This is a genomic window from Cellulomonas sp. GbtcB1, from assembly GCF_019091725.1.
In the GTDB taxonomy this organism is placed as follows: domain Bacteria; phylum Actinomycetota; class Actinomycetes; order Actinomycetales; family Cellulomonadaceae; genus Cellulomonas.
Genome location: NZ_JAGXJG010000015.1, coordinates 1 through 20,588, shown reverse-complemented (window position 1 = coordinate 20,588; position 20,588 = coordinate 1). Strand labels below are relative to the sequence as shown.

Genomic DNA, 20,588 nt, shown 5'->3' with positions numbered 1-20,588 from the left:
GTCACCTGATCCCGAGGGTGGCGACGCGAGAATCGGGTGGGGATCGCGCCGCGTCACACCGTCGCCGACAGCACCGCCTCCAGGGAGTCCGGGGCCAGCAGCGTGTCGATCGCGATCAGCGCCAGACCCGTCACCCCCGCGAGCTCGCCCAGGTCCGACGGCCCGACCACGAGGTCGCGCGTCGCCAGCGGCAGGGTCTGCTGGTACATCCGCTCCCGGATGCCGGACAGCAGCACCTCGCCGCACTGCGCCAGCTGCCCCGACAGCGCGATCCGCCGCGGGTTCAGGACGCTGACCAGGCCGGCCACCGACTCGCCGATCGCCCGGCCCGCCGCCCGCACCAGCCGCACGGCCTCCATGTCGCCCTGCTGGACCAGCGCCACCACGTCGCCCGTGCGCCGCACGTCCCGCCCGAGGTCCGCGAGCTGCCGGACCAGCGCCCAGCCCGCGGCGTAGGTCTCCAGGCAGTCGAGGTTGCCGCAGTGGCAGGGGCGGGGCTCGGGGTCGGTGTGCAGGGCGCGGGTGTGCCCGACGTCGCCGGCCGCGCCCTTGTCCCCGCGCACGATGCTGCCGTTGAACACCAGGCCGGCGCCGATGCCGGTGCCGACCTTGAGCCCGATGATGTTGTCCGCGCCGGTGAGCCGCGCCTCCGCGACGGCCCGCGCGTTGACGTCGTTCTCGACGACGACCGGGCCCCGGTACCGCGGCTGGAAGGCGGCGGCGATGTCGAAGCCGTCCCAGCCGGTCATGATCGGCGGGTTCACCACGCGGTGCGCCGCGAACTCCACCGGCCCGGGCACGCCGACCGCGACCGCCCAGACGTCGTCCGGCGAGGCGAGCTCGTCGAAGCCCTCCTGCACCATGGCCAGCACCTTCTCGGGCCCGGCCCACACCTCGACGTCCCGGGACAGGTCGGCGACGGGGCGGCCGGCGAGGTCGCAGACCGCCAGGGTGAACCCCATCGCGCCGATGTCGGCGGCGAGCACCCGGGCGCGGTCGGCGGCGAACTCGAACCGGCTGGACGGCCGCCCGCCGCTGGACTCCGCGCCGCCGATCTCCCGGATCAGGCCGGCGCGCTCGAGCGAGCCGAGGCGCTGGTTCACCGTCGACCGGGACAGCCCGGTCTGGTCGATGACCTCCATGCGGCTCAGCGCGCCGAGCGTGCGGAACAGCTCCAGCACGTCGGCCGTGTGGCCGGTCACCTGCGGCATCGGCTCGCCTCCTGGGGTGCGCGTCGGGTCGAGGGCCACGTTACCGCGAACTCTGCCGAGAAGTGGCGGGACTTTTGGGTTGACGTCAGTCAAAAGGGGTCGTAGTTTCGGAGATGCGGGCACACAGTGGTGCCCCTGGAGGCCAAGGATCGCCATGTCCCACGCACCCTCGAAGTCCCGGACCGCACTCGTCACCGCCGCGGCCGCCGCGACGGTCGCCCTCGCGCTGGCCGCCTGCTCCGACGGCGGGAGCTCCGGCGGCGGCTCGACCACCGCGTCCGGCGGTGGCGGCGAGAAGGTCGCCGCCGTCATCAAGGGCCTCGACAACCCGTTCTTCCAGGCCATGCAGCAGGGCATCGAGGAGACCGCGCAGACCGACGGCGTCGACGTGACCGTGCAGGCCGCGGCCGACATCGGCGACACCACCGGCCAGGCCGACAAGCTCTCCGCCCTCGCCGGCCAGGACTTCGGCTGCTTCGTGGTCAACCCGATCAGCGGCACCAACCTGGTCCAGGCGCTCGCCCCTGTCGGCGCCGCCGGCACCCCGATCGTCAACATCGACAACCCGATCGACGCCGACGCCGCGTCGGCCGCGAACCTCGACATCGCCACCTACATCGGCACCGACAACGAGGCCGCGGGCGGCAAGGCCGGCGACTTCGTGGTGAGCAAGGTCGCCGCCGGCTCGAAGGTCGCCATCATCGGCGGCGTCTCGGGCGACGTGACCAGCGCCGCGCGTGTCGACGGGTTCAAGGCCGCCGTGGGCGACTCGGTCGACGTCGTCCAGGAGGAGGCCGCCGACTGGAAGCGCGACGTGGCCCTCACCAAGGCGACCGACATCATCGCCGCGAACCCCGACATCACGGCCTTCTTCGCCGCGAACGACGACATGGGCCTCGGCATCGTCAAGGCCGTCGAGAACGCCGGCCGCACCGGCGACATCACCGTCGTGAGCGTCGACGGCAACCAGGACGCGCTGCAGTCCGTGCTCGACGGCGGGCTGAGCGCCACCGTGGCGCAGTACCCCTACGCGATCGGCTCGCTCGGCGTGCAGGCCTGCGAGGTCGCGACCGCGGGTACCGACCTGCCCGCCGACATCGAGTCGCCCACGGCCCTCGTGGACGCGAGCACCGCGCAGCAGGCGCTCGACGCGTTCCCGCAGCCGTTCCAGGAGTTCGACAACCCCCTGACCGACCTCCTGCCCTGATCCGCGCGGGGCGGCGCCGACCCCCTGCGCCGCGCCGCCCCGCGCGCTCCACCCCGCAGCCCACCCGTCCCGCGCCGCCGCCCCGCGGCGCCGACCGGAGAGAGCCCTCGTGACCACCACCGCAACGCCGACGACGTCGGCACCCCCGCCCACGCGCCGCGCGGTCAGCGCGCTCGCCGAGGCGCGGCACCTGAGCTTCTGGGCGGAGAACGCCGCCCCGATCGGCCTGGTCGTCCTGGTCGTCGTGTTCAGCATCCTCAGCCCGACGTTCCTCACCCTCGGCAACATCCAGGCGATGCTGGTCGCCGGCGCGATCCTGGTGATCCTCGCCGTGGCCCAGTCGTTCGTCATCACGACCGGCGGCATCGACCTGTCGATCTCGGCGACGATGACGATCGGCGCGGTCGGCTTCGGCCTCGCGTTCCAGGCCGGGCTGCCGTTCTGGCCCGCCGCGGTCGTGGGCGTGCTGTCGGCGACCGTCATCGGCGTCGCGAACGGCCTGCTGATCGCGAAGGGCAAGGTCACCGACTTCATCGCGACGCTCGGCACGCTGGGCGTGGCCACCGGCGCCGCGCTGATCCTCACGGACGGCAAGCCGATCAGCGTGTTCAGCCCGGAGCTGCTCCGGCTCACCACCGGGAAGATCGGCTTCGTCGGCTACCCGTTCGTCGTGGCGCTGGTCGTCGGCGTGCTGGCCTGGGTGGTCATGTTCCGCACCCGGTACGGGCTGCACGTGCAGGCCGTCGGCGGCAGCGAGGAGGCCTCGGTCGCCAACGGCGTCAAGGCGCCCCGGGTCCGGATCGCCGTCTACGTCTGGGCGGCCGCGCTGGCCGGCATGGCGTCGCTGCTGCTGGTCGCGCGGATCGGCGCGGCCGAGCCGGCGATCAACACGAACTACCTGCTCAACTCGATCGCCGCGGTCGTCCTGGGCGGCGTCAGCCTGTCCGGGGGCCGGGCCAAGATCGTCGGCCCGATCCTCGGTGCGCTGCTGCTCACCGCCCTGAGCAACGGGCTCACGCTGCTCGCCGTCTCGCAGTTCTACCAGCCGCTCGCCGTGGGACTCGTCGTCGTCCTCGCGGCCCTGCTCACGAGGTTCCAGAAGCGATGACCACCACCGTGCCCGCGACCGACCAGGGCGTCGACCTGGTCCTGACCGCGGAGAACATCACCAAGTCGTTCGGCGGCGTGCACGCCCTCAAGGGCGCCTCGATCACGATGCGCCGGGGCGAGGTCACCGCGCTCATCGGCGACAACGGCGCCGGCAAGTCCACCCTGGTGCGCTGCCTGTCGGGCATCCACCGGCCGGACGGCGGCGCCATCACCCTCGGCGGCGAGCGGGTCCAGCTGGACTCGCCGCTCGACGCCCGGGCGCACGGCATCGAGACCGTGCAGCAGAACCTCGCGCTCGTCGAGGACCTGACCGTCTGGCAGAACTTCTTCGTCGGGCGGGAGATCACCAAGGGCGTCGGGCCCGTCCGGTTCCTCGACCGCGCGGCCATGCGGTCCAAGGCCGAGACGCTGCTCGGCGGGCTCGCCGTGAACGTCCCGCCGGTCACGTCCCGGGTGCGCCGGCTGTCCGGCGGGCAGCGGCAGGCCGTGGCCATCGCCCGCGCCGCCGGCTGGGGCAGCTCGATCGTCATCATGGACGAGCCGACCGCGGCGCTCGGCGTGCAGGAGACCGCGCGCGTCGAGGCGGTGATCCGCAAGCTGCAGGACTCCGGCGTCGCGGTGCTGCTCATCAGCCACAACTTCGACCAGGTCCTGCGGCTCGCCCAGCACGTGTGGGTGATGCGGGCCGGCCTCGCCGTCGCGGAGCGGCGCGCGGACCAGACCTCGGGCGACGAGCTCGTCGCGCTCATCACCGGGGCGAAGGCCGCGTGAGCGCGGCGGGCGCGGGCGGGCTGCCGCCCCTCGGGGTGCACGCCGGGCTCTGGGGCTTCGGCTGGGCGCCGCAGCAGGCGGACCGCACGATCGGGGCGGCCGCCCGGGCGGGGTACGACCTGATCGAGGTCCCCGCCGTCGACCGGTCGGTGCTCGACTGGCGGGACACCGCCGCCGCGCTCCAGCGGCACGGGATCGCCCCCGCCGTGTCCCTCGCCCTCGGTCCGGACGACGACATCACCTCGCCCGACCCGGCCGTGGTCGCGCGGGGCCGGCACCGGCTGGCCGAGGCCGTCGCGTTCGCCGCGGCGATCGGGTCGACCTACGTCGGCGGCGTGACGCACTCGGCGATGCGCCGGTACCTGGAGCCGCCGACCGTCGCCGGCCGCGCGAGCGCCGTCGCCACCCTGCGCGACGTCGCCCGCGAGGCGGCCGGGCACGGGGTGACCCTCGGCGTCGAGTACGTGAACCGGTACGAGTCGAACCTGCTCAACACGGCCGCCCAGGCGCTCGCGTTCGTCGAGGACGTCGGCGCGGACAACGTCGTCGTGCACCTCGACACCTTCCACGCCGCGCTCGAGGAGGCCGACGTCGTCGCCCCGGTCGCGGTCGCCGGGCACCGGCTCGGCTACGTGCACGCCTCCGAGAACCACCGGGGCGCGCTCGGCACCGGGACGCTCGACTGGCCCCGGCTGCTGCGGGCGCTGCTCGCCGCCGGGTACGCCGGGCCGATCACCGTCGAGTCGTTCGCGCGCGACGTCGTCGGGCCCGCGTCGGCCGTCGACATCGGGCTGTGGCGGGCGCAGTGGACGGACCCCGACGAGGTCGCGGAGACCTCGGTCCGGTTCCTGCGCGCGCAGCTCGCGGCCGCGGCGCTGTCGCTCGCCGCCCCGGCGCCCGTGCCGGCCTGACCCCACCGACCACCCGACCACCCACCACCCACGGACGAACGGAACCGCCATGACCAACCTGCTCGGCGTCCACGCCCTCGTCTTCGCCGGCGGCACCTCGCCCGCGGAGATGACCCAGATCATCCGGCAGACCCGCGAGGCGGGCTACGACCTCCTCGAGCTGTCGCTGCACGACTCCCCGGCCCTCGATGTGGCCGCCGCGCGCGCCGAGCTGCAGGCCGCCGGCCTCGGCATCGTCTGCTCCCGCGGCCTCGCCTTCGACGCCGACGTCTCCAGCGACGACCCCGCGGTCGTGGAGCGGGGCGCGGCGCTGCTGCAGGACTCGCTGCGGATCACGCACGAGCTCGGCGGCACCCACTTCACCGGGGCGCTGTACAGCGCGCTCGGCAAGTACGGCCGGCCGCTGTCGACGGCCGGGCGCGCGAACGTCGTCGCCACGCTGACCGACCTCGCCGCCGAGGCCGCCGGGCGCGGGATGACGCTCGGCCTGGAGATCTGCAACCGCTACGAGACCAACGTGATCAACACGGCCGCGGACGCGCTGCGGCTGGCCGACGACATCGGCCAGGACAACGTGCTGATCCACCTCGACACGTACCACATGAACATCGAGGAGTCCGACCTCGTGCGGCCGGTGCTGCTGGTCGGCGACCGGCTCGGCTACGTGCACATCGGCGAGAACCACCGCGGCTACCTGGGCAGCGGGCACCTCGACCTCACCGGGTTCTTCCACGCGCTCGCGGCCGTCGACTACACCGGGCCGATCACGTTCGAGTCGTTCTCCTCCGCGGTGGTCTCGCCGACGCTGTCGAACGACCTGGCGATCTGGCGGAACCTGTGGAGCGACGGCCCCGCGCTGGCGGCGCACGCCCACCGGCACATGACGAGCCTGCTCGAGGCCAACCGTGCCGCCTGAGGGCGCGGGCGCCCCGGTCGCGGACCTCGGGGCGCTCGCGGCACGGGTGCGCGAGCTCGCCGACCGCACCGGCCGGCGGGTCGTGGTCGGCATCGCGGGCAGCCCCGGGGCCGGCAAGACGACGCTCGCGCTGCGGCTCGTCGAGGCGCTGGGCCCGGACGCGGTGCACCTGCCGATGGACGGATTCCACCTGGCCAACGACACGCTCGACCGGCTCGGTCGGCACGACCGCAAGGGCGCGCTGGACACCTTCGACGGCTGGGGGTTCCTCGCCCTGCTGCGCCGGGTGCACGCCGAGACCGACCACACCGTGTACGTGCCGAGCTTCCGGCGGGAGGTCGACGAACCGGTCGCGGCCGAGCTCGCGGTCGAGCCGCACCACGCGGTCGTCGTCGTCGAGGGGAACTACCTCCTGGTCGACGAGGGCCCGTGGGCGCAGGTCCGGGACGCGCTGGACGACGCGTGGTTCTGCGCGACGCCGGGCGGCGAGCGGGAGCGGCGGCTCGTGGACCGGCACACCCGGCACGGCCGGACGGTCGAGGCGGCGACGGCGTGGGCCACGGAGGTCGACGGGCGGAACGCGGTGCTGATCGAGTCGACGCGCGACCGGGCGGACCTGGTGGTCTCGGGTGAGCTGGCGCCGGCCGCCGGGTGAGCCGGCCGGTCGCTCAACCCGCTGCGCCCTCCGCCGATGGGGTGGGTGACCGCACCGCCGCGAGCCCGAGGAGACGCCCCGCATGTCCACCGCCACCGTCCCGCACGACAAGTCCGACCAGCTGGAGAAGGTCCAGGCCGGTCTCATCCAGGGCGAGCAGGTCTTCGCCGTCTACGACTGCACCGGCGCGGGCACGGGGTTCGTCGGGGTCACCAACCTGCGCGTGATCCTGCAGGACAAGTCGTTCGTCGGCGGCAAGAACGCCGTGACGTCGCTGCCGATCCGGTCGATCACCTCGGTGTCGTTCGTGTCGGACAAGTCGATGTTCGGGAAGTTCGCGTCCTCGGCGACGCTCGCCATCACCGCCGGCTCGACGGTCCACGAGGCGACGTTCCGCGGCGACGACAAGGCGCGGCACGTGCACGACACGGTGCTCTGGCTGATCGCCTCGGGCGGGCGCTGACCGCCTGAGGCGCGCGCCCGACCCCAGGGGGACGGGCGCGCGGGCGCGGTCCGGCCCCGGGGGGACGACGACCCGGGGCGCCGCGCGGTCGGATGGGACCCGTGAGCACCGCCGTCCCCGCCCCGCGCGCCGTCCCGGTCCCGCCCGTCGACCCCGGGATGCCCGCGCCTGCCCCCGCTCCCGGCCGTCCCGCCCTCGCCGTCCTCGCCGCCGCCGTCGGCGCGGGACTCGCGGTCGGGGCGCTGACCTCGTTCGGCCAGACGCTGCTGGGCGGGACGTGGTTCGCCGGGCTGGCGAACGCCGTCAGCCCCTGGCTGGTCGCCTCGTTCCTGGTAGGCGCGCTCGCCCGGCGCGGGTGGGTCGCGGCGCTCGCTGGCCTGCTCGCCTGCGCCGGCGAGGTCGTCGGGTACTACCTGGTGGCCGACCTGCGGGGGTTCGCCGTCGGTGCGGCGTCGGTCGCCGTGTGGGTGGTCGCGGGCGTCGTCGGCGGGCCGGTGTTCGGCTGGGCCGGGCGGCTCTGGCGGACGGCGACGGGGCCGTGGCGCGGGCTGGGCCCGGCGCTGCTCGCGGGGTGCTGGCTGGCCGAGGCGGTCGTGACGTACGCGGTCGTGCTGCGGTACGGCGACGACGCGGCGGTGTTCGCCGTGGTGGCGGTCCTGCTGGTGGTGCTGCTCGGCCGGGTCGGTGGCCAGACCGGCGCGCTGCTGCGCTGGCTCCCGGCCGCGGCGGTCGTGGGCGCGGCCGGCTTCGCCGCGGTGCACCTGGCCCTCGCGTAGCACGGGGTGGAGATGGGTGGAGCGTTCTGCCCGACACGCCGGTGCGTGTCGGGCAGAACGCTCCACTCGGTTCCACCCACGAGGAGGAAGCGGGGCCGCCGGGCGGGCCTGCGTAGGAGCCCGCCCGGCGGGGTCGGTCAGCCCTCGCCGAGGAGGACCCGCGCCACGTCGGCGTCCAGCCCGGCGCGCACCGCGGCCCGGGCCGACGCCGCGTCCGGCGCCGCCAGCGCGGCCGCGGCCAGCGCGCGGCACGCGTCCAGCGTCAGCGAGCGCAGGGCGTAGCGCGCGGCGGGCACCCGGCCCGCCGCCATCGACAGGCTGGTGATGCCGAGGCCGGCGAGCACGAGCGCCATCAGCGGGTCGGAGGCCGACTCGCCGCAGACGCCGACGGGCTTGCCGACGCGCACGCCCGCCGAGGCGGTCGCGGCGACGAGCGACAGCACGGCCGGCTGCCACGGGTCCAGCAGGTCCGCGAGCTCGCCGCGCAGCCGGTCGGCGGCCATCGTGTACTGCGCCAGGTCGTTGGTGCCCAGGGACACGAAGTCGACCTCGGCCAGGATCGCCTCGGCGAGCAGCGCGGCCGCGGGGACCTCGACCATGACGCCGACCTTGACGATCCCCACCTCGCGCGCGGCCGACGCGAACGCCCGGGCCTCGGCGGGGGTCGCGATCATCGGGGCCATGACCCAGACGTCGGCCTGCCGCTCGGCGGGCAGCGCGCGGACGGCCGCGCCCAGCGCCTCGAGCTGTCGGCAGACGATGCCCGGCAGCGACCGGACCAGCCGGTAGCCGCGGACGCCGAGCGCCGGGTTCTCCTCGTCGGCCTGGGTGGCGAACGCCAGCGGCTTGTCGGCGCCGGCGTCGAGCGTGCGGATGACCACCTTGCGGCCCGCGTACGCCTCGACGACCTCGGCGTAGGCGGCGGTCTGGTCGGCGACGGCGGGCTCGGTGCGCGCGTCGAGGAACAGCACCTCGGTGCGGAACAGGCCCACGCCCTCGGTGCGCGGCGCGGCCGCGCGGGCGTCGTCCGGGGTGCCGACGTTGGCCAGCAGCGGGACCTCGTAGCCGTCGGCGGTGGCGCCCGGGCCGGTGACGGCGGCCACGACGGCCTCGTCCTCGGCGCGGCGGGCCACGCGGTCGGCGGCCTCGGCGGACGGCGACACCTCGACGGTGCCGGCCGCGGCGTCGACCAGGACCGGCGTGCCTGCGGCCAGGGCGGTGGCGCCGGCGACCCGGACCACGCAGGGCAGCCCGAGCTGGCCGGCGACGATCGCGGTGTGGCTGGTGGGGCCGCCGAGCTCGGTGACGATCGCGGCGACCTTCGACAGGTCGAGGGCGGCGGTGTCGGCGGGGGACAGGTCGTCCGCGACGACCACGGCCGGGGCGTCCAGCGCCGCGAGGCCGGGCTCCGGCACGCCGAGCAGCCGGGCGACGGCGCGGTGCCGGACGCTGCGCAGGTCCGTGGCCCGCTCGGCGAGGTCGCCGCCGGCGGCGGTGAACACGGCCGCGAAGCCCTCGACGGCCTGGTCCAGCGCGGTGGCCGGGCCGGTGCCGGCGTGCACCAGGCGGGCGGCCTCGGCGGCGAGCGCGGGGTCGCCGGCCATGGTGGCGGCAGCCTCGAGCATGTTCCTCAGGTCGGCGTTGCCGGTCGCGGCGGACCGGGCGCGCAGGTCGTCGCCGACCTCGGCGAGCACCGCACGCAGCCGGGCCTCGGCGGCGGCCGGGTCGGCGGGCGCGGGCTCGTCGGCCGGGACCGCGGGCGGGGCGGCGACCCGGGCGACGGGGGCCAGCGCGACGCCGCGCCCCACGCCGATCCCGGCGAGCACGGTGTCGGCGGCGGGCGCACCCGCGGGGGCCGCGTCGACGGTGGTCACGCCTGCTCCGCCAGGTCCAGGTCGCTCCCCAGCAGGGCGGCCAGCTCGTCCAGCAGCGCCTCGGCGTCGTCGGCGGTGGAGCTCAGCTCGACCTGGTCGCCGTGCTGCAGGCGCAGGCCCATGACCGACAGGATGCTCGAGGCGTCCACGCCGGGCTCGCCCTCGCGGCCGATCAGGACGGGGTGGCCGCCCTCGGCGGCCTTGCGCGTCACCAGCGACGCCGGGCGGGCGTGCAGGCCGGTGGCGGTGGCGACTCGTGCTCGACGTCGAGGCATGGGGGACTTCCCTTCTCGTCGCGCCGACCTGCGTCGGACGGCGCGCCAGGGCAACAAAAAAGACCTGAGGCGTCCGACGCTCGCCGGTGCCTCAGGTCTTGCCTGAACCGCTCAGTAACAACCCTGGTGGCGTCAGTTGTACGGCGGCCGGGCGCGCGCCGTCAAACGCCCGGGTCGAGCGCGGCGCGTCAGGGGCGCGCCGGCGCGGGCGGCGCCGGGCGCCGCGCGGCGGGTCACCTCCCGGCGCGCGGCGGGTCACCCCACGAAGATGCAGAACGGGTGGCCCGCCGGGTCGGCGAACACGTAGAGCGGCTCGTCCGGGTCGTCGCGGCGGTCGAGCAGGACGCGGGCGCCCAGCGCCTCCGCCCGGTCCCGCTGCGCGTCGAGCGTGTCCCCGTCGGGCACCGTCATGTCCAGGTGCAGCTGCTGCGGCACCGCGGGCTCCGGCCACGTCGGGGGCGTGATCTCGCGCACCTTCTGGAACGCCAGCGGCCACAGCCCGTCGCCGCGCAGCACCAGCCAGTCGTCGCCCTGCGGGTCCGGCTCCCCGGGCGCGGGCGGCTCGTCCCCGGCGCGGTACTCCATGCCCAGCAGCGCCCGGTAGAACTCCGCGAGCCCTCGCGGATCGGTGGTGTCCAGCACCGTCTGCACGACCCGGGGCCGTGCGGCGCCGGGAGCGGTCGCGTCGGTCATGGGAGCACTCCTCGCGGGGACCGGCGGGCGCCCGGCCGGCACCCGCGCCGGTCCCATGATGGTGCCGCCGGACCGGATCCGCGACGGCGGGCTCCCCGGCGGCGGTAGAGTGCGTCAGCGCACGACGTCCCCGCCCGGCTCGCCCCTAGGGTGCGCGGGCAGACCTCTCACAGGGAGCACCCACAGGTGACCACCCCCCGCCCCGCCGCGGTCATCGTCCTCGCCGCAGGCGAGGGAACGCGGATGCGATCCGCCACCCCGAAGGTCCTGCACACCCTCGCGGGCCGCTCCATGCTCGGGCACGCGCTCGCGGCCGCCCAGGCCCTCGAGCCGCGGCGCACCGCGGTCGTGGTCCGGCACGAGCGCGAGGCCGTCGCGGCCCACGCCCGCGAGGTCATGCCGCAGGTGCTCGTGGCCGACCAGGACGACGTCCCCGGCACCGGCCGCGCCGTGCAGTGCGCGCTGTCCGTGCTGGACGCCGCCGCGCAGGCCGAGGCCGCGTCGGCCGACGACGGCCCGGGCGAGCCCGGCAGCGCCTCCGGCGTGCTCGTCGAGGGCCCGGTCGTGGTGCTCGCGGGCGACATCCCGCTGCTCGACGGCGAGACGCTCGGCGAGCTGCTCGCCGCGCACGCCGCGGACGGCAACGCGGTGACCGTGCTCACCACCGAGGTCACGGACCCGACGGGCTACGGCCGCATCCTGCGCGCCGGCCCGGACGCCCCCGACGCGGGCGACGTGCTCGGCATCGTCGAGGAGAAGGACGCCACCGACGCCCAGCGCGCGGTGTCCGAGATCAACTCCTCGGTCTACGTCTTCGACGCCGCCGTGCTGCGCGGCGCGTTCGGCCGGCTCGGCCGCGACAACGCGCAGGGCGAGGTCTACCTGACCGACGTGCTCGCGATCGCCCGCGGCGACGGCGGCCGGGTGCGCGCGCTGCGCACCGACGACCCCGTGCTGGTCGAGGGCGTCAACGACCGCGCGCAGCTCGCGGTGCTGCGCGCCGAGCTCAACCGCCGGGTCCTCGACGGCTGGATGCGCGCCGGCGTGACGGTCGTCGACCCGGCCACGACCTGGGTGGACGTCGACGTCGAGCTCGCGCAGGACGTGACGCTGCTCCCCGGGACCCAGCTGCTCGGCGCGACGTCGGTCGCCACCGGCGCCACGATCGGCCCGGACACCACGCTGCAGGACGTCGAGGTGCACGCCCGCGCCACGGTGGTCCGCACGCACGGCTCGCTGGCCGTGGTCGGCGAGGACGCCACCGTCGGCCCGTTCGCCTACCTGCGCCCCGGCACGGTGCTCGGGGAGCGCGGCAAGATCGGCACGTTCGTCGAGACCAAGAACGCCGAGATCGGCGCCGGGTCGAAGGTGCCGCACCTGTCGTACGTCGGCGACGCCACGATCGGCGTCGAGACGAACATCGGCGCCGCGTCGGTCTTCGTCAACTACGACGGCGTGCGCAAGCACCGCACGACGATCGGCTCCTACGCCCGGACCGGCTCGGACAACATGTTCGTCGCCCCGGTCGAGGTCGGCGACGGCGCGTACACCGGCGCCGGCAGCGTGATCCGGCACGACGTGCCCGCCGGGGCCCTCGCGGTCAGCGCCGGCGCCCAGCGCAACATCGAGGGCTGGGTCGCGCGGTCCCGCCCGGGCACCCCGGCCGCCGAGGCCGCCGCCCGCGCCCGCGGCGAGGACGCCGAGCTGTCGCCGCAGGCCCGTGCCGAGCGCGAGCGCGCCGGCCAGGCGACCGCCGGCACCGGCGTGCACCGCACGCCACCCCCCACCCTGCCGGACCACCCGGCCCCGCTGCCCGACGCCCAGCCCAGCACGGAGGACACCGCACGATGACCGGGATCGTCTCGCAGGACGGTGAGAAGCGGCTCGTCCTGGTCTCGGGCCGCGCCCACCCCGAGCTCGCCGCCGCCGTGGCCAAGAGCCTCGACATCGACCTCCTGCCCACCACGGCCTACGACTTCGCGAACGGCGAGATCTACGTCCGGTTCGCCGAGTCGGTGCGCGGCGCGGACGTGTTCGTGCTGCAGAGCCACGCGGCGCCCATCAACCAGTGGCTGATGGAGCAGTTCCTCATGGTCGACGCGCTCAAGCGCGCCTCGGCCAAGACCATCACCGTGATCGCGCCGTTCTACGGCTACGCGCGGCAGGACAAGAAGCACCGCGGCCGCGAGCCGATCTCGGCCCGCCTCATGGCGGACCTGTTCAAGACGGCCGGCGCCGACCGCCTCATGAGCGTCGACCTGCACGCCGCGCAGATCCAGGGCTTCTTCGACGGGCCTGTCGACCACCTGTGGGCCATGCCGATCCTCACCGAGTACGTGCGGACCCGCGTCGACGTGCAGAACGTCACCGTCGTGTCCCCGGACGCCGGCCGCATCCGCGTCGCGGAGCTGTGGGCGCAGAAGCTCGGCGGCGGGCCGCTGGCGTTCGTGCACAAGTCGCGCGACATCCGGCAGCCCAACAAGACGGTCGCCAACCGCGTCGTCGGCGACGTCGAGGGCCGCACCTGCGTGCTGGTCGACGACCTCATCGACACGGCCGGCACGATCGCCGGCGCGGTGCGCGTGCTGCACGAGGCCGGCGCCAAGGACGTCATCGTCGCGGCGACGCACGGCGTGCTGTCCGACCCGGCGATCGACCGCCTGCAGCAGTCCGGGGCCCGCGAGGTCATCATCACGGACACGCTGCCGATCCCGGAGGAGCGCCGGTTCGAGGGGCTCACCGTCCTGTCGATCGCGCCGCTCATCGCCCGCGCGATCCGCGAGGTGTTCGACGACGGCTCGGTGACCAGCCTGTTCGACGGCCAGTCCTGAGCCCCGCGCGCGGCGCCCCTCGCCGCGCGCCCGCCCGAGGCCCGCTCGCCCCACGCCGGGGGAGCGGGCCTCGGCGCGTCCCGGGGCCGTCGGGGCGCGCTGCGTGGTCGCCGGGCCGGTTTCGTGCGGGCCGCGCGCCCGGGTAAGATCGACCAGTTGCCTCGGCGAGGGATGTCGGACGGTCACCGGAGAGACCCGGGTCCATCCGGTCCGTGATCGACAGGGTGGAACGCCTCCGCGTGCCCGTCCAGCGCCCCGCGTCGAGGCCACCACCGCTCGCCATCGCCCTTCTCAGCACTCCAGGAGTCACCGTGTCCGAGATCAAGCTCGCCGCCACCGCCCGCACCGAGTTCGGCAAGGGCGCCGCGCGCCGTCTGCGCCGCGCGCACCAGATCCCGGCCGTCCTGTACGGGCACGGCACCGAGCCGGTCCACGTCGCCCTCCCGGGCCACGAGACCATGCTCGCGGTCAAGGGCGCCGCGAACGCGCTGTTCGAGATCCAGCTCGACGGCAAGCCGGTCCTGGCCCTCGCCAAGGACGTCCAGCGCGACCCGGTCAAGAACATCATCGAGCACGTCGACCTGCTGATCGTCCGCCGCGGCGAGAAGGTCTCGGTCGAGGTCCCCGTGACCGTCGTGGGCGAGTCGGCTCCCGGCACCATCCACATCGTCGAGACCCAGGCGCTCGCGCTCGAGGCCGAGGCCACGCACCTGCCCGAGCACGTCGAGGTCTCCATCGAGGGCCTCGAGGCCGGCACCGCGCTGACCGCCGGCGAGCTGACCCTGCCGAAGGGCTCCGCCCTGGTGACCGACGCCGAGACCATCGTCGTGACCGTCACGGTCCCGACCGTCTCCGCCGAGGACCGCGCCGCCGACGAGGCCGAGGCCGAGGCCGCCGCCGAGGCTGCCGCGGAGTGACCCACCCGGCGCGCGTGCGGCGCGCCGACCGCGTCGGGACGCCCGGTACCGTGACGGTGCCGGGCGTCCGGCGTTCCTGCAGGTGGACGACGGAGGGAGTGGCGCCGCGATGAGCGACGTCTGGCTGGTGGTCGGGCTCGGGAACCCCGGGCCGCAGTACGCCGGGAACCGGCACAACGTCGGGCAGATGGTGCTCGACGAGCTCGCGCGCCGTGGGCAGGCCTCGTTCGGGTCGAAGGGCGGCGTGCTGTCCCGGCGCCCGCAGGCGGCCACCGCGGAGGTGCGCATCGGCACGCTGCCCGGCGGAGCCCCGGGCCCCCGCGCGGTGCTCGCGAAGCCGACCACCTACATGAACACGTCCGGCGGCCCCGTCGCCGCCCTGGCGCGGTACTACGACGTGCCGCCCGAGCGCGTGATCATGGTGCACGACGAGCTCGACATCCCGTTCGGGGAGATCAAGCTGAAGATCGGCGGCGGCGAGGGCGGCCACAACGGCCTGCGCGACACCACCAAGGCGCTCGGCACCAAGGACTACCTGCGGGTGCGCGTCGGCGTCGGGCGCCCGCCGGGGCGGATGGACGCGGCCGACTTCGTGCTGCGCGACTTCGCCAAGCCGGAGCTCAAGGAGCTGCCGCTGCTGCTGGACGACGCCGCGGACGCCGTGGAGATGCTCGTCACCGAGGGCCTGGAGCGCGCGCAGCTCCGGTTCCACACCCGCACCGCGTAGCCGCGCCGCCGCGCGCCACCGAGGCCGTCACCCCGCCGGGGGTGGCGGCCTCGCGCGCGTCCGCGCCGCGGTGGCGCCCGCCCCGCACCGCCGCGGCGCCCGTCGAGCGAGTAGCCGACGCGTCGAGCGAGCAGTCGGCGACTACTCGCTCGACGTGTCGAGTACCCGCTCGACGCGGGCCCCGGTCCGTCGCGCGCGGGGTCCCGGAGGGGCGAGTGCCTACCGGACACGTCGAGTGCCTACCCAGTGGATAGGCAGTCGACGTGTCCGATAGGCACTCGAGGGCGCTCGGGCGCTGTGGCAATGGGGTGCTGGGGCGCTGGGCACGGGGTGGTGGGGCGCGGGGGCACGGGGCGCCGGGGCGCTGGCCCGCGGGCGCGCGGGGCGCGCGGGCGCGGAGGCCCGGGTCGGGCGGGGCGCCCGCGGGTCCGCGCGGGCGGGTGAACCGCGCCGCCGTCGGCCCGCCGCAGGCCCTCGCGTCGGCGCTGGTCAGCGGGGTTCGCGCTGGTCAGGACCACCCCCTCCGGGTACCCCCGGAGGGGGCCGTTCGGGGGTGTTCGTGCACGTCAGAGGGGCTGCGCTCGCCCATATGGGTGTGAAAGGGGTGAAAACGGACACATCGGGCGGACTAGGACAAACACGCTGATATAGCCTCAACTCACACCAAAGCCGCCCGGGGGGATCCGACATGAGTCTGCTCGACGATCACGACGTCTCGCGCTCCACGCAGCGCGACGTCGCGGCACCGGGCACGGCGGCACCGAGCGGCACGACGGCCCCCGAGGGCGCCGCCGAGCGCCCCACGGAGCAGCCCGCCGCGGACGGGGTCGCCGCCGAGCGCACCCCGGCCGAGCACGCCGCCGCCGAGCGCCGCCGCGACACCCGCGGCCCCCGGCTGTCCTGGGCGTCCGACCGCCCGTTCCACGAGCCGCTCGGCCACGCCGCGCCCTCGGGCTGGCGCGGCTCGCACGCCGCCTACCAGGTCGAGACCCTGGCCCGGGACGTCGTGCTGGCCACCTGCGTGCCGACGCTGCTGCTGTTCCTCATGCACGGTGTCACGCTGCTGCAGCTGTCCTGGGGCCTGATGATCGGCCTGCTCTACATCGCGTTCGTCGCGGTGGAGCGCGGCTACGACCGCCAGGTGATCGGCGACGGCCACCAGGAGTTCGAGGCCGTGATCCGCGGCGGCGTGCTCACCGCGGCCGCCCTCGCGGTGTTCGCGGTCGGCGCGGACGTGGACGTGCCCCGCACGATCGTGTTCCTGGCGCTGCCGCTCGTCGCGGTGCTGCTGCTCGGCGCCCGCCACCTGGCGCGCCGGTCGCTGCACAAGCGCCGCGCCCAGGGCGAGTCGATGCGCCGCACCCTGGTGGTGGGCGACGCCTCCTCGATCACGCACGTGGTCGACGACCTGTGCGGGCTGCCGCAGTACGGCTACAACATCGCCGGCGTGTGCGTGCCCTCCTTCGACGGCCCGCTGCCCGCGCTGGGCGTCCCGGTGCTCGGCACGGTGTCGGACGTCGTGCAGGTCGCGGTCGACGGCGAGTTCGACGTCGTGATCGTCACCGGCTCCGAGCTGTCGGGCCAGGCGCTCCGCCGGCTGTCCTGGGCGCTGCAGCGCACCGACACCGAGCTGGTCGTCGCCCCGGGCATCGTCGAGGTCTTCGGCCCCCGCGTGACGCTGGAGCCGACCGCCGGGCTGTCGCTGATCCACGTGAACGCCGCCGAGTCGCGCCGGTCCCGGATCCTCGCGAAGCGCGCGTTCGACACGGCGTTCGCGCTCGGCGCGCTGCTGGTGCTGTCGCCGGTGCTGGCCGCCACGGCCCTCGCGGTGAAGCTCACCAGCCCCGGTCCGGTGCTGTTCAAGCAGACCCGGGTCGGCAAGGAGGGCCGCGAGTTCTCCATGCTGAAGTTCCGGAGCATGGTGGTCGACGCCGAGGAGCGGCTGGCCGCGCTGCGCGCCGCGAACGAGGCCGACGGCCCGCTGTTCAAGATGGACCGCGACCCCCGGATCACCCGCATCGGCCACTTCCTGCGCAAGCACTCGCTCGACGAGCTGCCGCAGCTGATCAACGTGGTCAAGGGCGAGATGGCGCTCGTCGGCCCGCGCCCGCCGCTGCCCTACGAGGTGGCCCAGTACCGGGAGTCGGCGCGCCGCCGTCTGCTGGTGAAGCCCGGCCTCACGGGCCTGTGGCAGATCAGCGGCCGCGCCGACCTCGCGTGGGAGGAGGCGGTCAAGCTGGACCTCCGGTACGTGGAGAACTGGTCGATCGCCTTCGACCTGATGATTCTGTGGCGCACCGTGCACGTCGTCGTGAGCGGTCATGGCGGTCGGTGACGGGGTCGCGCTGGCGCACGACTACGCCACGCAGCGCGGCGGTGCGGAGCGCGTCGCCCTGGTGATGGCGGACGCGTTCCCCGGCGCCCCCCTCTACACGACGCTGTACGACCCGGCCGCGACCTTCCCGGAGTTCGCGCCGCTGGACGTGCGGACCAGCCCGCTCGACCGGTTCGGCGTGCTGCGCCGGCACCACCGGCTGGCGCTGCCGCTGCTCGCCCCGGCCGTGGGCGCGACGCCGATCGAGGCGGACGTGCTGCTGGCCTCGTCGACGGGCTGGGCGCACGGGTTCCCGACCACGGGCCGCAAGATCGTCTACTGCCACGCCCCGGCGCGCTGGCTGTACCAGTCGGACCGGTACCTCGGCCCGTCGCGGCAGGGCGGCTCCGGCAACGCCCCCGGCGGTGCCCAGCGCCGGCTCGCGGCGGCGGCCCTCGGGCTGCTCGCGCCGGCCCTGCGCGCGTGGGACCGGCGCGCCGCCGGCACCGCGGACCGCTACCTGGCGAACTCGACGGTCACCGCCCGCGCGATCCGCGAGGTCTACGGCATCGAGGCGGAGATCGTGCCGCCGCCGCCCGCCATGCTGCCGGGCGGCGCCGAGACCCCGGTGGAGGGCGTCGAGCCCGGCTTCCTGCTGTGCGTGGCGCGGCTGCTGCCGTACAAGAACGTGGACGTCGTGATCGAGGCCGTGCGGCGCACCCCGGGTGCGCGGCTGGTCGTGGTGGGCGACGGCCCGGAGCGCGCCGCGCTCGAGCACCGCGTGCGCGACCTGCCGCGCGTCGTGCTCGCCGGCCGGGTCGACGACGCGCGCCTGCGCTGGCTCTACCGGAACAGCGCTGCCCTGGTCGCCGCCTCGTACGAGGACTACGGCCTGTCCCCGCTGGAGGCTGCCGCCTTCGGCCGCCCGTCCGTCGTGCTGCGCGACGGCGGGTACCTCGACACCGTCCGCGACGGCGTCACCGGGGAGTTCTTCGACGCCCCCGACCCCGACCTGGTGGCCGAGGCCGCCGGTCGCGCGCTGGCCCGCACCTGGGACCCCTCGGTGCTGACCGCGCACGCCGACGACTTCGCCGCGGAGCGGTTCGTCGAGCGGCTGCACCGCGTCGTGCGCGAGGAGCGCGCGGCCGGGAGGTCCGCCGGACCCGAGCGGCCCGACCCCGCAGAACCCGTGCTGACCGAGAGGCGATCCCGATGACCCTGCAGGACATGTTCCGGACCATCTGGTTCGGCAAGTGGCTGGTGCTGGTGTCCGTGCTCGCCGCGCTCGGCGGCGCGTACCTCTACGTGTCCCGCCAGGAGCCGCAGTACGCCAGCACGGCGACGGTGCAGATCGTCGACGCCGAGACGCTCGCCGCCGCCGGCGTGCGGCTGGAGAGCGACCCGAGCCTGGTGACGAGCGACGCCGTGACGGCCGCCGCGGCGGAGGACCTCGGCGACGCCGACCTGGCGGACGGCCTCGCCGCGTCGTCGTCGGCGGAGTACGCCACGGACAACCCCAGCAACGTCATCATCACCGAGACCGGCCCGGACGCGGACGCGACGGTGGACCGGGCCAACGCGATCGCGACGGCGTACGTCGCGGCGCTGCAGGCGCAGTTCGACGACGACCTCGCGTCGATGCAGGAGCGGCTGAGCACCCTCGCCACCAGCATCGACCAGCAGCAGAAGGCCATCACGGAGGCCCGGCGCGCGGCGGCCGCGGCGACGGCGGCGACGAACCCGAACGCCCAGGTCGACCCGGTGGACGGCCTGCTCGAGGCGCAGTACTCGACCACGATGGACCAGTACCAGACGCTGTCCGGCCAGCTCACCCAGGCCCAGCTGCTGGCCTCGCCCGCGAGCATCCTGCAGAACGCCGTCGGCAGCACGCTGGTGAGCATCCCGGGCAGCCTGGTCTACGCGATCGCGGCCCTGGCCGGCCTGCTCGTCGGCATCGGCCTCGCGGTGGTCCGCCGCGGCCTGGACACCAAGGTCCGCACCTCCGGCCAGGCGCGCCGCTCGGCCGGCGCCCCGGTGCTGGCGCGGCTCTCGGGCACGGGCGTCGCCCTGAAGTCGGCCGAGGCCGAGGGCACCCTGCCGGTCGCTCGCCGGGAGGCGACGGCCTACACCCGGTCGATCCGCGAGCTCCGCACCGCGCTCCAGGCCGCGGTCGAGAACGACTCCGGCAGCGCCGTGATCGTCGTGACCGCCGCGGACGTCGAGACCCCGCGGTCGTTCCTGGCCGCGAACCTGGCGGCGTCCTGGGCGCTGTCCGGCCGGAGCGTCGTCGTGCTCTCCGGCGACCTGCGCCAGCCGCGGCTCAACGCGCTGCTGCCCGCCGACGCCGACGCGCCCGTGCGCACCGGCCGGGCCGGCGGCCGCGCCCGCACCGCCGCGCTGCCGACGGCGATCCCGCACCTGTCGGTGCACCCCGCGCTGCAGACGGAGCTGGACCCGGCCGACTTCCTGGCCTCGTCCGACGTCCGCGCCCTCGTGGAGCAGCTCCGGGCCACCGCCGACGTCGTCATCATCGACGCCCCGCCGATGCTGGTCGCGGCCGACGCGACGATCCTCGGCTCCTACGCCGACGGCGTGCTGCTCGCGGTGACGCTGGGCCACACGCACGTCGGCGCGGTCGAGGAGTCCGCGGAGCGCCTGCGGGCCGCGAACGCCGCGCTGCTCGGCCTGTCGGTCGACGGCACAACCGAGCGCAGCGAGGCGACCTACGAGGCGACGTACGCGTTCGCCGGGGCCGAGGAGTCCGCGGAGGCGGACGCCGAGGAGGCACGTCCCGAGGACGAGCGCGCCGGGGCCGGGTCGGCCGGCCAGCCCGCGCCGGGCGCGGAGGCGCCCGCGGACGCCGACCGCGCGGCGGACGCGGAGCGCGGCGCGGACGCCGAGCGCACCGTCCCCGGCGAGGCCGGCGCCGACGCGTCG

General features: G+C 75.5%; 19 protein-coding genes. 15 read left to right on the top strand and 4 right to left on the bottom strand.

What is annotated here, in order from left to right:
• Window positions 1-53 precede the first annotated feature (53 nt).
• A complete protein-coding gene (locus tag KVT14_RS07610; RefSeq protein ID WP_217615101.1) occupies window positions 54-1,211 on the bottom strand; it encodes an ROK family transcriptional regulator in 1,158 nt (385 codons plus the stop codon).
• A 154-nt stretch (window positions 1,212-1,365) separates the two neighbouring features.
• Between KVT14_RS07610 and KVT14_RS07605 the strand changes: the two genes are divergently transcribed.
• From KVT14_RS07605 to KVT14_RS07570, 8 genes are all read left to right on the top strand, one after another.
• Window positions 1,366-2,418: a substrate-binding domain-containing protein gene (locus KVT14_RS07605; RefSeq protein ID WP_217615100.1), complete on the top strand. Its 1,053-nt coding sequence runs from the start codon at window positions 1,366-1,368 to the stop codon at window positions 2,416-2,418.
• 109 nt (window positions 2,419-2,527) lie between these two features.
• Complete coding sequence (locus tag KVT14_RS07600) at window positions 2,528-3,526, top strand: ABC transporter permease (RefSeq protein WP_217615099.1); 999 nt, start codon at window positions 2,528-2,530, stop codon at window positions 3,524-3,526.
• Window positions 3,523-4,299, top strand: coding sequence for an ATP-binding cassette domain-containing protein (locus KVT14_RS07595; protein WP_217615098.1), 777 nt, complete (start codon window positions 3,523-3,525; stop codon window positions 4,297-4,299). Before KVT14_RS07600 ends, KVT14_RS07595 begins: the two co-directional genes overlap by 4 nt.
• Window positions 4,296-5,210 (top strand): sugar phosphate isomerase/epimerase, encoded by a 915-nt coding sequence (locus tag KVT14_RS07590; protein WP_217615097.1) that lies wholly within the window; start codon window positions 4,296-4,298, stop codon window positions 5,208-5,210. Before KVT14_RS07595 ends, KVT14_RS07590 begins: the two co-directional genes overlap by 4 nt.
• A gap of 49 nt (window positions 5,211-5,259) precedes the next feature.
• A complete protein-coding gene (locus KVT14_RS07585; protein WP_217615096.1) occupies window positions 5,260-6,126 on the top strand; it encodes a sugar phosphate isomerase/epimerase in 867 nt (288 codons plus the stop codon).
• The gene (locus KVT14_RS07580) at window positions 6,116-6,781 is read left to right on the top strand and encodes a nucleoside/nucleotide kinase family protein (RefSeq protein WP_217615095.1); all 666 of its coding nucleotides are present in this window, start codon (window positions 6,116-6,118) and stop codon (window positions 6,779-6,781) included. The genes KVT14_RS07585 and KVT14_RS07580 overlap by 11 nt, the downstream gene beginning before the upstream one ends.
• An 82-nt stretch (window positions 6,782-6,863) precedes the next feature.
• Window positions 6,864-7,244, top strand: a complete 381-nt coding sequence (locus KVT14_RS07575) for a PH domain-containing protein (protein WP_217615094.1) — start codon at window positions 6,864-6,866, stop codon at window positions 7,242-7,244.
• A 101-nt stretch (window positions 7,245-7,345) separates the two neighbouring features.
• Window positions 7,346-8,020: a DUF6518 family protein gene (locus KVT14_RS07570; protein ID WP_217615093.1), complete on the top strand. Its 675-nt coding sequence runs from the start codon at window positions 7,346-7,348 to the stop codon at window positions 8,018-8,020.
• 137 nt (window positions 8,021-8,157) lie between these two features.
• On the opposite strand, the gene ptsP is transcribed toward KVT14_RS07570, so the two are convergent.
• From ptsP to KVT14_RS07555, 3 genes are all read right to left on the bottom strand, one after another.
• On the bottom strand, window positions 8,158-9,894 hold the full coding sequence (ptsP, locus tag KVT14_RS07565) for a phosphoenolpyruvate--protein phosphotransferase (protein WP_308160946.1): 1,737 nt from the start codon (window positions 9,892-9,894) through the stop codon (window positions 8,158-8,160).
• Complete coding sequence (locus tag KVT14_RS07560; RefSeq protein WP_217615092.1) at window positions 9,891-10,169, bottom strand: HPr family phosphocarrier protein; 279 nt, start codon at window positions 10,167-10,169, stop codon at window positions 9,891-9,893. The genes ptsP and KVT14_RS07560 overlap by 4 nt, the downstream gene beginning before the upstream one ends.
• 255 nt (window positions 10,170-10,424) lie before the next feature.
• Window positions 10,425-10,862, bottom strand: coding sequence for a VOC family protein (locus tag KVT14_RS07555; RefSeq protein WP_217615091.1), 438 nt, complete (start codon window positions 10,860-10,862; stop codon window positions 10,425-10,427).
• Window positions 10,863-11,048: 186 nt separating this feature from the next.
• Here KVT14_RS07555 and glmU point away from each other — a divergent pair, with 186 nt between their 5' ends.
• From glmU to KVT14_RS07520, 7 genes are all read left to right on the top strand, one after another.
• Window positions 11,049-12,713: a bifunctional UDP-N-acetylglucosamine diphosphorylase/glucosamine-1-phosphate N-acetyltransferase GlmU gene (gene glmU / locus KVT14_RS07550; RefSeq protein WP_217615090.1), complete on the top strand. Its 1,665-nt coding sequence runs from the start codon at window positions 11,049-11,051 to the stop codon at window positions 12,711-12,713.
• Window positions 12,710-13,693 carry a ribose-phosphate diphosphokinase gene (locus KVT14_RS07545; RefSeq protein ID WP_147795744.1) on the top strand — a complete coding sequence of 328 codons (984 nt, stop codon included), beginning with the start codon at window positions 12,710-12,712 and terminating at the stop codon, window positions 13,691-13,693. Before glmU ends, KVT14_RS07545 begins: the two co-directional genes overlap by 4 nt.
• A 311-nt stretch (window positions 13,694-14,004) precedes the next feature.
• Window positions 14,005-14,610: a 50S ribosomal protein L25/general stress protein Ctc gene (locus KVT14_RS07540; RefSeq protein WP_217615089.1), complete on the top strand. Its 606-nt coding sequence runs from the start codon at window positions 14,005-14,007 to the stop codon at window positions 14,608-14,610.
• A 109-nt stretch (window positions 14,611-14,719) separates the two neighbouring features.
• Window positions 14,720-15,337, top strand: a complete 618-nt coding sequence (pth, locus tag KVT14_RS07535; protein ID WP_147795746.1) for an aminoacyl-tRNA hydrolase — start codon at window positions 14,720-14,722, stop codon at window positions 15,335-15,337.
• Window positions 15,338-16,025: 688 nt separating this feature from the next.
• A complete protein-coding gene (locus tag KVT14_RS07530; RefSeq protein WP_217615088.1) occupies window positions 16,026-17,672 on the top strand; it encodes a sugar transferase in 1,647 nt (548 codons plus the stop codon).
• The gene (locus KVT14_RS07525; protein ID WP_217615087.1) at window positions 17,659-18,867 is read left to right on the top strand and encodes a glycosyltransferase; all 1,209 of its coding nucleotides are present in this window, start codon (window positions 17,659-17,661) and stop codon (window positions 18,865-18,867) included. Before KVT14_RS07530 ends, KVT14_RS07525 begins: the two co-directional genes overlap by 14 nt.
• Window positions 18,864-20,588 (top strand): Wzz/FepE/Etk N-terminal domain-containing protein (locus KVT14_RS07520; protein ID WP_217615086.1); only part of this gene is annotated, 1,725 nt, incomplete at its 3' end. The genes KVT14_RS07525 and KVT14_RS07520, both read left to right, overlap by 4 nt.

Excerpts from the sequence above, each read along its gene's own strand:
- KVT14_RS07610 (WP_217615101.1), bottom strand. The coding sequence starts at position 1,211 with ATGCCGCAGGTGACCGGCCACACGGCCGACGTGCTGGAGCTGTTCCGC.
- KVT14_RS07605 (WP_217615100.1), top strand. The coding sequence starts at position 1,366 with ATGTCCCACGCACCCTCGAAGTCCCGGACCGCACTCGTCACCGCCGCG.
- KVT14_RS07595 (WP_217615098.1), top strand. The coding sequence starts at position 3,523 with ATGACCACCACCGTGCCCGCGACCGACCAGGGCGTCGACCTGGTCCTG.
- KVT14_RS07585 (WP_217615096.1), top strand. The coding sequence starts at position 5,260 with ATGACCAACCTGCTCGGCGTCCACGCCCTCGTCTTCGCCGGCGGCACC.
- KVT14_RS07575 (WP_217615094.1), top strand. The coding sequence starts at position 6,864 with ATGTCCACCGCCACCGTCCCGCACGACAAGTCCGACCAGCTGGAGAAG.
- KVT14_RS07560 (WP_217615092.1), bottom strand. The coding sequence starts at position 10,169 with ATGCCTCGACGTCGAGCACGAGTCGCCACCGCCACCGGCCTGCACGCC.
- KVT14_RS07555 (WP_217615091.1), bottom strand. The coding sequence starts at position 10,862 with ATGACCGACGCGACCGCTCCCGGCGCCGCACGGCCCCGGGTCGTGCAG.
- KVT14_RS07545 (WP_147795744.1), top strand. The coding sequence starts at position 12,710 with ATGACCGGGATCGTCTCGCAGGACGGTGAGAAGCGGCTCGTCCTGGTC.
- pth (WP_147795746.1), top strand. The coding sequence starts at position 14,720 with ATGAGCGACGTCTGGCTGGTGGTCGGGCTCGGGAACCCCGGGCCGCAG.
- KVT14_RS07530 (WP_217615088.1), top strand. The coding sequence starts at position 16,026 with ATGAGTCTGCTCGACGATCACGACGTCTCGCGCTCCACGCAGCGCGAC.
- KVT14_RS07525 (WP_217615087.1), top strand. The coding sequence starts at position 17,659 with ATGGCGGTCGGTGACGGGGTCGCGCTGGCGCACGACTACGCCACGCAG.